11 protein-coding genes and 1 pseudogene are annotated in these 8,715 nt (G+C 58.9%); 5 read left to right on the top strand and 7 right to left on the bottom strand.

The features are described 5' to 3' along the window. From Mgrana_RS12445 to Mgrana_RS12440, 3 genes are all read left to right on the top strand, one after another. Positions 1-386 (top strand): zinc ribbon domain-containing protein (locus Mgrana_RS12445; protein ID WP_147371302.1); only part of this gene is annotated, 386 nt, incomplete at its 5' end. Positions 387-397: 11 nt separating this feature from the next. Then, the gene (locus Mgrana_RS16865) at positions 398-568 is read left to right on the top strand and encodes a hypothetical protein (protein ID WP_170146476.1); all 171 of its coding nucleotides are present in this window, start codon (positions 398-400) and stop codon (positions 566-568) included. Between the two features lie 61 nt (positions 569-629). Continuing rightward, positions 630-1,175, top strand: coding sequence for a Rad52/Rad22 family DNA repair protein (locus tag Mgrana_RS12440; RefSeq protein ID WP_119357933.1), 546 nt, complete (start codon positions 630-632; stop codon positions 1,173-1,175). 269 nt (positions 1,176-1,444) lie between these two features. Here Mgrana_RS12440 and Mgrana_RS12435 read toward each other — a convergent pair whose 3' ends face one another. The 4 genes from Mgrana_RS12435 to Mgrana_RS12420 are packed head-to-tail and all read right to left on the bottom strand — an operon-like array spanning position 1,445 to position 3,520. Then, entirely contained in the window at positions 1,445-2,308 is an 864-nt protein-coding gene (locus Mgrana_RS12435) for a HesA/MoeB/ThiF family protein (protein ID WP_119357932.1), read from the bottom strand. After that, positions 2,301-2,852, bottom strand: coding sequence for a hypothetical protein (locus Mgrana_RS12430; protein ID WP_119357931.1), 552 nt, complete (start codon positions 2,850-2,852; stop codon positions 2,301-2,303). The genes Mgrana_RS12435 and Mgrana_RS12430 overlap by 8 nt, the downstream gene beginning before the upstream one ends. Then, positions 2,849-3,265 carry a hypothetical protein gene (locus Mgrana_RS12425; RefSeq protein ID WP_119357930.1) on the bottom strand — a complete coding sequence of 139 codons (417 nt, stop codon included), beginning with the start codon at positions 3,263-3,265 and terminating at the stop codon, positions 2,849-2,851. The genes Mgrana_RS12430 and Mgrana_RS12425 overlap by 4 nt, the downstream gene beginning before the upstream one ends. A gap of 3 nt (positions 3,266-3,268) precedes the next feature. Beyond that, positions 3,269-3,520, bottom strand: coding sequence for a multiubiquitin domain-containing protein (locus Mgrana_RS12420; RefSeq protein ID WP_119357929.1), 252 nt, complete (start codon positions 3,518-3,520; stop codon positions 3,269-3,271). Between the two features lie 297 nt (positions 3,521-3,817). Here Mgrana_RS12420 and Mgrana_RS12415 point away from each other — a divergent pair, with 297 nt between their 5' ends. Then, entirely contained in the window at positions 3,818-5,011 is a 1,194-nt protein-coding gene (locus Mgrana_RS12415) for an XRE family transcriptional regulator (protein ID WP_119357928.1), read from the top strand. A gap of 3 nt (positions 5,012-5,014) precedes the next feature. Next, the gene (locus Mgrana_RS12410) at positions 5,015-5,686 is read left to right on the top strand and encodes a PIN domain-containing protein (RefSeq protein WP_119357927.1); all 672 of its coding nucleotides are present in this window, start codon (positions 5,015-5,017) and stop codon (positions 5,684-5,686) included. A gap of 74 nt (positions 5,687-5,760) precedes the next feature. On the opposite strand, the pseudogene Mgrana_RS17305 reads toward Mgrana_RS12410, so the two are convergent. The 3 genes and pseudogenes from Mgrana_RS17305 to Mgrana_RS12395 form a co-directional block, all read right to left on the bottom strand. Beyond that, positions 5,761-6,774: pseudogene (locus Mgrana_RS17305) on the bottom strand (transposase). Between the two features lie 90 nt (positions 6,775-6,864). Continuing rightward, positions 6,865-8,148, bottom strand: a complete 1,284-nt coding sequence (locus tag Mgrana_RS12400; protein ID WP_119357926.1) for a TRAP transporter large permease — start codon at positions 8,146-8,148, stop codon at positions 6,865-6,867. Further along, a complete protein-coding gene (locus tag Mgrana_RS12395; protein WP_119357925.1) occupies positions 8,145-8,648 on the bottom strand; it encodes a TRAP transporter small permease in 504 nt (167 codons plus the stop codon). The genes Mgrana_RS12400 and Mgrana_RS12395 overlap by 4 nt, the downstream gene beginning before the upstream one ends. Positions 8,649-8,715 lie beyond the last annotated feature (67 nt).

Here is an 8,715-nt window from a genome sequence, read left to right as displayed (position 1 = left end):
GGGCTAGACGGCCTCAGCGCTCCACCTGGCGGTCGCTGAAGCGAGCCTGGCTGCATTCCTGGGCTTTCCACGACTTCGGGCAGAAGCTCAGCTACAAAGCCCAACGTCAGGGGGTCAGGGTGGTGTTGGTTGACCCCAGGAACTCCAGCCGGGAATGTCCAAACTGTGGGCATACTGAGCGGGCCAATCGGCCCAACCAAAGCACTTTTAGCTGTGTGGTTTGCGGCTTCGCTGGACACGCCGACCACATCGCGGCCCTGAACCTCCGGGGAAGGGGCCGGGCAGTCGTCAACCTGCCGAACGTGGGGGAAGCGAATCGTGCTCTGCATGGTTCTGTCCCTGCAAGCCCTGACCAGAACCCGTTAGGGGTTGGTCGGGGTAGTTGACACTTGCTGGTTTGCTGGCTTTAGCCGGACTGGGCTTTACGGGGGCAATCCTCTGGCGCGGACTGAGCATTGCCCAAAATCTCGATGATCTGGCAAAGGTAGCAGGCCTGGTACTCTCCCCATTGTTTGGGGTGGTGGGCACCGTGCTGGGTTTTTACTTCGGCTCGCGCGAAAAAGAGTAATGCAACACCAATCCGGGGGGTGGCCAAGGCCACCCCTCTGCTTTTCTAGCAAGGAGGAAACATGGAAACCATCAACATCTTGACCGCCCCCCTCACCAGCGACGAAATCGAGTGGAAGATCATCTCGTCCAAAAATGGGAGCACCACCCTGGCCCCCTACATTGACGCAAGGGCCGTGATGACCCGGCTGGACCGGGCCTTCGGGCCTTTCGGCTGGCAGGTGCGCTACGCCCCGGCACAGGTGGGCAACGAGCACGGGGTCATCGCAGGCATCACCGTCAAGCACCCCGAGACCGGAGAGTGGGTGGAAAAGCAGGACGGCTCGGGCGCTTCCGACATGGAGCCCTTCAAGGGTGGCATCTCGGGGGCCCTGAAGCGGGTCGCCACCGTCTGGGGGATCGGGCGGGAACTCTACACCTACCCTCGGGTGATCGTGGAGGGCGAGCATAGGTACATCCCCTGGAAGGTGCTCGAGCGGCTCAGGGGGTTGCCCAAGGCTGTTAGCGAGGGTAAACCGCTGCCCGAGGTCATCCGGCTTAATCCCGATGGGGAGAGTGTGCGGAAAGGGGGTTCCATCTCTCCTGAAGCAGTCTGTAAAGGTGCTTGAGATGTTCAACTCTTGGCGTGAACTTGGCACTGGCAAGCCCTGCAATGAGTCTCTCGAATTCCGCTTTACTTGGTCTGGAAACCTTGATCTACTCGGACAAGACGTTTGTGCCTGATAGCACCTTGGCCCCGAGGGATTGGGCACCCCGGAGTACAGCCTTTCCGTGCTGGTCACTACCGCCGCTTTTCGACCCTGCCAAACTGTAGGGTGGTCAGGTATCAGAGTGCTGACCAATGTCCGAGACGGAAGACGGAAGTCAGTCCGCCAAGCTATTGGCTCGCGACCCTAGTGTTCAAGTAGCGCTCTACGCCCGCAGCTTCCCCTTGTCCCCAGGTTGCACACACGGGGCAATTGCCATGGCTCGGGATGTCGGCTCGGGTGACTTTGCCCTCATGGCCGCGGTACGTAAGCTTGGGGGCTGCGCGCCTTAACCCTGTGACCTCGACCAGGAACTCAGTAGCTGCGAGGCTGGCAATGACACTGTTGATGGTGACAACGGACGGTCCCGAGTCCTCGGGGTGACCTACATCCAGGCCATATAGCCTTTTATGCTGCTCGAGCTCGGATTCGCTCATCAAGAACCGCCGAACCTCCTCTTGATCCACCTCCGCCGCGCATCTCAGGCACCAGGCACCGTCGGAGAAAAAGACCCTTCCACCGTAGGTCATCGGGGTGGAGTCGGGGTCGATCTCGCTAGCGAGGTCGAAGAAGGGCTTGGCGTACGCGGCACAGATCTGGGCGAGAACCAGCCTGGGGCCGTCGAGGTCAACACAGCCGAACACGTAGTCAGTGCTTCGTACAGCGGCGAAACCCTCCGGGCTGACGACGGACTTGGGAACGGCGTCTATATGGGCATCGGGCGCAATTTGCAGGATCAATCGCTTGAGCAACTCGACCTTTTGGGGTGAGCTATCGAGGTCGCTCGGGTAGGCGCCAACCAAACGGTTGAGGTTGGTGTGGCTGAGGCGATCGGGGTCGAGGAGGGTGAATTCGCGCACGCCCAGGTAGGCGAGCTGCTGTGCCAGGGCCGAGCCGAGCCCACCCGCCCCTGCGATCACCACCTTGACCTCGCCGAGCTTGCGTTGCCCCTCCCTGCCAAAGAGTCGCTCCTGACGTTCGTAACGCTCAGTCATAATCGAAACTCCCAGCGCTTAGCAAGCGCAAGGTCTCGCCTGTGGGTCTCAGCTCGCGCCCGTCATCCAGAACCAAGCTGTGCAGACCCCTAGGGCTCATCACCTGGTCTCCGGCCTGCCAGACCAGGGCGTCAAAGCTGTCGGAGGTCACCACGACGGCCACATAAGGTCGCTGCCGCAGCCGCCACATGATGTGCGGCACCCACTCCTGGAAGCCGCACATGTCGCTTGGGGAGAAGGAGGCCATTACTCGCCGCTTTCTCCGCCAACCCGCTTGTAAGGGGTGGGAATGGAACTCTACGAGTGCCGTATTACTGTCCCAGGCCTGCTTGATGACCCGGGCCAGGGATTCCTGATCCAGCTCGATGTGGTAGCCACTCTGGAAGCGGTAACTGCGGGGCTGAAGCAGCTCCAGGGCCTCGAGGTGCAGGCTGTGCTCCATGCAGGCGAAGCCGAAGGCCGCCTGCTCATCCTCGCCCTGAAGGAGGTGAGCCAGCAGCGAAGTGTAGGCAGTGGCTTTGAGATGCAGGGAGAGGGGGCTCATGCCCCCTCCCTAAAACGCTCAGCGAAGCTGTCGATGAAGCGCGCTAGGTTGTTGCCCTTCTCTACGTTGGCGTGAGGGTTCCAATTTTCTACGTACCACGAGAAAACGCCCCACTGCCCTGGAAAGGGCACCGGCTCGCTGACAGGGGTGTAGTTGCCCACAGGTTGGCCGCTGAGCAGCTGCATTGGCCCCTCGACGTAGAGGCCGTATGGATAGTTGGCTGGGTAGGCCGCAGGGTGGATCTTGACCGCAACGTGGGCCTTGTCCCTGCCCCAGATCTCCTTCGGCAGGGGGTAGTCCGGCACCATCACCCACTCCATGCTGTTGGTGTCAACCCTGTAAACGGCGTTGGGGTACTTTCGCCGGATCAGCTCCAGTTCGGCCACCATGCGGGGGCTTTGGGGTTGAGCCATGGCTCAACCCCGCCTAAACCGGATCTTCTTCGAGAATCCCAGGCCTGGCTTGAGCTCGACTACTTCATCCTCAGCGAGTTGCCGCTCGTTGTTGTCTGCGTCAATCACCAACACGGGATCGGCGGTAAGCCCGCCCAGTTGGCGAATTTCCGCCGTGGTAATGGTTGGCTTATCCCAGTCGTACAGCTTACCCTCGATGTCAACTTTGAACTTGGGGCCTTGGCCCTGGTCGGGGTGGTGCTTGTTTTGAACCATAATGACCTCCTCAGAAGCAAGATTGACTCTGAAGGGATCCCCCAGGTAAGCTAAGGTGTCAAATGCTTGGCGCCGAGGGCCCTTCGCCTTTGGCCAACATGAAACGGGGAGTGTCGGCTCCTCGTTTCCAACTTCTTGGAGAAGCCTTACTGACTTCTCCAATAAAAGTCTATCACAAATTCCAATAAGTTGCAAGTAAACATGTAACGATTTCCAATGATTTATGCGTTAGAAAGTGTATTTTTCTAATGATTTATTTTTAAAGATTTCGTAACATAACATCGGAAGGAGGAAAAAGTGAAGCTAGGCGATAAACTCGAGGCTTTGAGAAAGAGCTCTGCTATGACCCAAGAGCAAGCCGCCAGCTTGCTCAACATTCCGCGGGAGCTGCTTTCGATGTGGGAGAGTGGCAAGCGCATCCCCAGTTCCGTCCAATGCGCCTCACTGGCACGGCTGTACGGGGTCAGCCAAGGCTATCTGTTGGGAATTGAAGACCTCAAGGATGAGGAGGATTTAGGAGTACTGTATCGGGGAAAGCCGGAGGCACAGAGCGGCATACGGCAGTGGCTTGAGTTCCTCGACCGCTGGGCGGCCTTCCGGGAGAGAATCCTGGGTACTGATTGTCAAAGTGGCCCTAGAAAGCCGCCTAAGGCGATAGACGAGGGGTACACTGTGGATATCCGCCGAGCCTCCAAGCTGGCTCTAGGGGTTCGTGCCTACTACAACCTCGGGGAAGACGCGCTGCCGGATCTGTGGGCATTCATGGATGAGCAGGGCATCTTAGTCTACAAAGCCCCGCTAGGTGGTCTGGATGACGGTGGCATCTCTGGAGCCTTTCTGAATCATCCCCGGCTCGGGTGGTGCATCCTGGTCAACACCAGCGTGACCCCGGGCAGGCAGGTGTTCACCCTGGCCCACGAGTTGGCTCACGCCATCTACCATTATGGCCAGCGCCGCCTTATAAGTCGTGCTGAAACCCAAGATCCTGAGGAACGGAGCAGGGAACGTTTCGCTAATGCCTGGGCAGCCCATTTCTTAGTTCCTGGTAGCGCCCTGCGTCAGCAGCTAAAGCGGGTGTGCGAGGATCCATCTGGAATCACCGAGTACGAAACCTTCCAACTCGCTCTATTCTTCCGAGTCAGCTACAGTACCCTGGTGTATAGGTTGTTGGGTGAGGGCCATATCGATGATCGCCATAAGGATCGCTTGCTCGTGCCAAGCGTAGAGGATATCGCCGCCCGTCTAGGGCTTCCGCCCGATGATTACATCATCCCTGGGAAGCCCCAAGTCTGGGATCTAGAGCGTTACCCGGTTTCCGTCTTGCAACTAGTTAGGGACGCCATTGAAGATGGTAAGTACTCGGTGAATCAGGCAGCAAGGCTGTTGGAGGTGGATTCCAACACCATCCAAGACGAGCTTCTAGGGCCCCTGAGCCCTGACCAGGAGCGCCGCAACTGGATCGAGTTTGACGAACTCCCACCTTTGAGGTGATCCTTGGCTGCCGCCCCACCGCAGTCTTCACACCGGCCGCTCCAAAAAACCGTTATTGTCGATAACTCTGTTTTATCGAATTTTGTGGATGCCGGGTTATCCGACTTGCTTTACCAGTTGGCAGGGGGGCCAATCTATATCGCACCCTCGGTTCTCGACCCGATGGAGCTTCCCCCATACTCCGGCCAGCCGAGGGCCGAGTTCGCCAAAGGTCTTTTCAAAGCGGGATTCAAAAAGGCCGATTCAAGAATGACCCGGAGGTATTTCAATCGAATGGATTTTGTCAAACAGCACGGGGTTTTATGGCAGCCAGCCCAACTCAATCTAGTGACGTTCCGGAAGCGACTAGAGATTGAACAGATGGCGGCACAGCCAAGTCCTCAGGATGCTGAGAGCCTGGCATTTGCTAAGTTGAACGATTGGGTATTGCTTACGGATGATAGCCCTCTGGCCACATTGGCAGAGGAAATGGGCGTTACAGTCTTTCGAACGTGTAGCCTGCTCGTGCTGGCCGTGAAGAATGGCTTAATCGAGTGTTTTGCTGCTGCCAACTCGTTCAACCAGGTCATGGTTGATGAGATGGGTTTTTACGTCCACCGAAACCAACGTAAAGAGCGCCTTTATTTTCGATGTGATCCACCACGTTGTGAATGGGTTTGGCTTGATCCACTATGACTGGAAGCAAGGAGCTAACGCTAGGGTTGAATGAGGAGTTTCAAGAGGCTAGGAAGGCTAATCTCTCCCTTAACTCAAAACTTGCACCTCCCCAATACCCCGCATAAACACCCACCTCTCCCCGAAGGCGGGGGCCAAAGACCCAAACGCTGAAGCTCCTCCAGGAGAACCCGCAGGACCATCTCCGGCAGGAGAAAGCGCACCACCTCCCGCCCAGCCTCCCGCCAGGCGAGCCCTTCTTTCCCCGGGATCAGCTTCACCCAGTGGGCCAGCAGGTAGGCCAGGAGGGAGAGTACCAAAAACCGGTGCACCCCCAAAGCCGTCCGCTGCCCAAAGCGGGCCACCACGTACCGCCAGGTCCACCCTCCCCCGGGCAAGGGGTAGCGGTACCGGGTCGCCCAGACCGGAAAGGGAAGCCCCCGCAGGTAGACCTGCGCCCCCCGGCCCTTGAGCTCCTGGAGGGAAAGCCCCTCCCTGGTTCTGCGGTTCCGCCGCATCCCCACCACTGCCTCCAGCTCCAGCCTCCTGACCCGGCCAGGAAGGGGAGGGTACCAAAGGCAGCATCGGCTGCCACCCGGAGGCGGAAGGCCCGCCTCATCCAAGGGGGCAGGGAGGCCAGGAGGCGCAGGGCCTGGAGGGAGAGGGTCTTCTCCCCCTTCCCCCGCCACACCCGGTAGGCCCAGGGAAGACGGAGATCCCCCAGGACGAGGTAGAGCACTACCAGGTGCAGACCCCACTTTCCGTGGAAGAAGGAGAGGGGCAAGGCGCTGAATAGTCCTCGCTTCTCCAGGGTGACCAGATCCAGAACCACCAGCAGCCTGGGCTTGGGCCCCCGCCTTGGTCTAGCCCGATCCAGGGCTTTCTGGGCCTCTTTGCGGGCCAGGCGGATGAGGGCACGGGTGGGCCAGGGGTACTGGTTCAGGAAGCGGGAGAGGGCGGAGGGGGATTTGGTCTTGCTGTGCTGGGGCCTGGCTTTGCCGTGACCGGTGAGAAGGAGGAACAGCAGGGCCTTGTAGGACTCCCGGAGGTGGGGGGTTGGCAGGAGGGCCAGGAGGGTGCAGAAGTAAGGATTGGGCCGCTTGTGGCATAGCACCCTTCATCCGAAGGGAACCCGGCGGCCCTTTTCAAGTGGTTCCCGGGCATAGGTATGCGCGGGATGGATAAGTGCAAGTTTTGAGTTATCGCAGAATTTGCGGAAACGCAAACACCACCCCAAACACCAGCACCAGGAGCAGGAGAAAGGGCACTGCGCCCTTGAAAATGGTCTCGAGGGGCACGTCTGCTTCCTTAGGCAGGGCTGCCTTGAGGGCGTAGACCGATAGGCCCACCGGGGGCGTGATCAAACCCATCTCGGCCGCCAGAATCACCAGGATGCCAAACCAGATGAGATCCACACCCAGGGCTGTAAGCACCGGGTACACCACCGGAATCACGATGGTGAGGGTGGAGACCGTATCCAGCACAAAACCCAGCAAAAAGACAATCCCACAGATAAGCAGGACTATCAGCCAGGGCTCCTGGTTTATCGCTGCGAACCATTTTTGGATGTTGCCAGGCAGACCAACCAGAGCAATGGCCTTGGAATAAAAGCTTGCAGCCAGGAATATGATCCCAATGGAGGCAGTGGTCACCACGCTGCTGACCAGTGCTTCCAGCAGCCTGCCAGGCCCAAGTCTGCCACTGATCAGACCGGTCAGGACGGCCAGGGTAGCGCCAACCGCAGCCGCCTCTACCACGGTGAACAGCCCACTGTAGATCCCACCCAGCACCATCACGATCGAAATCATTAGACCCAGAATCCCCATCGAGCGCTCTGGACGCGTTGGGGTCAGCGTAGCTTCTGAAAATGGCAGCGTGGCAGCGAACAGCCGCTTTCCCTGGGCCAGAATGTAGGTGGAATAAGCCATCACCACCAGCAGCCCCGGCACCAGTCCGGCAATGAAAAGCTTGCCGATGGGCTGATCGGTCAGCAGCCCATAGACGATCATCAGGATGCTCGGGGGAATCAGCATGCCCAGGATGGAACTCCCCGCAATGAGACCGGTGGCGGTCTCTGGCAGGATGCCGCTCCGAATCATTACCGGCGCCGCCACCCGGCCAAACAAGGAGGCCGATACCACCGAAACGCCGGTGGCTGCTGCGAAGACGGCGTTCCCGAAAACCACCGATAGCGGAATGCCTGAACGAATCCGACCGAGCCTGCGTACCAGGACATGAAAGAGATCGTCGACAAAGCCCGAGCGGGCAAAGACTTCACCCATCAACACGAAAAGGGGGATTACCGAAAGGAAGTAGTTTCTGAGGCTCTGGTCAATAGTGAAGGCCAACAAACGGTTGGCCTGCACGTAATCCCCCGACGTGAAAAAGACTAAAAGCCATCCCAACAGAAACAGCACCACCGCCACGGGAAGGCCCAGGCCAATCAGCAGCAGCAGTAAAAGAATCGTGAAGCCAACGATCATGGCAGAGCCTCGGTTCCCCTTCTCCTGGCCATTGCCACCCAGCGCAAAGCGGCCAGGCTGGCCAGCAACAGGGTTCCCAGAAAGGTAAGCAGCCTGAACGGCCACTCTGGAAAGCTAAAGTAGCCGGGCAGCCCTACCCGCTGCCCTGCCATGAACGAGGCATTCAGGCTCTGGAAGGTCAGCGCGGTGAGCAGCACAAAGACCGCCAGGGTAACGGTCAGGTGGGCAAGCTCAAGGCCCTTTTTCCAACGCCGGCCAAGTGAATAACGATAGATCAGATCGGAGCGTATAAACGCCCCCTGGCGGAATGCGCTGGCCAGCCCCAGGAAAACCACCAGATAGAGCGTCTGGCTCAGGAATTCGGCTACCCCGCGAATGGGCTGGCCCAGCAGGTTGCGGGCCAGGATATCGGCCATCACCAGCAGGAGAATGGCCACCAGGATGGCAACCGCCAGGGCAAGCAGTAACTTTTCCAGGTAGACCTGTAATTTAATCAGCATCTTTGAGACGTACCAGCAGGCCCGTGTCGTGGACCCTATGCCTCGAACCCAAAGGCTCGGTGACCAG

It is taken from the genome of Meiothermus granaticius NBRC 107808 (assembly GCF_003574355.1).
Lineage (GTDB): Bacteria > Deinococcota > Deinococci > Deinococcales > Thermaceae > Meiothermus > Meiothermus granaticius.
The sequence above is the reverse complement of the archived record's forward strand: the minus strand, read 5'-3'. Positions and strand labels throughout refer to the sequence as shown.

What these genes read in the sequence shown, in the direction of transcription:
- Mgrana_RS12440 (WP_119357933.1), top strand. Translation starts at nt 630, where the DNA reads ATGGAAACCATCAACATCTTGACCGCCCCCCTCACCAGCGACGAAATC.
- Mgrana_RS12435 (WP_119357932.1), bottom strand. Translation starts at nt 2,308, where the DNA reads ATGACTGAGCGTTACGAACGTCAGGAGCGACTCTTTGGCAGGGAGGGG.
- Mgrana_RS12430 (WP_119357931.1), bottom strand. Translation starts at nt 2,852, where the DNA reads ATGAGCCCCCTCTCCCTGCATCTCAAAGCCACTGCCTACACTTCGCTG.
- Mgrana_RS12425 (WP_119357930.1), bottom strand. Translation starts at nt 3,265, where the DNA reads ATGGCTCAACCCCAAAGCCCCCGCATGGTGGCCGAACTGGAGCTGATC.
- Mgrana_RS12420 (WP_119357929.1), bottom strand. Translation starts at nt 3,520, where the DNA reads ATGGTTCAAAACAAGCACCACCCCGACCAGGGCCAAGGCCCCAAGTTC.
- Mgrana_RS12400 (WP_119357926.1), bottom strand. Translation starts at nt 8,148, where the DNA reads ATGATCGTTGGCTTCACGATTCTTTTACTGCTGCTGCTGATTGGCCTG.
- Mgrana_RS12395 (WP_119357925.1), bottom strand. Translation starts at nt 8,648, where the DNA reads ATGCTGATTAAATTACAGGTCTACCTGGAAAAGTTACTGCTTGCCCTG.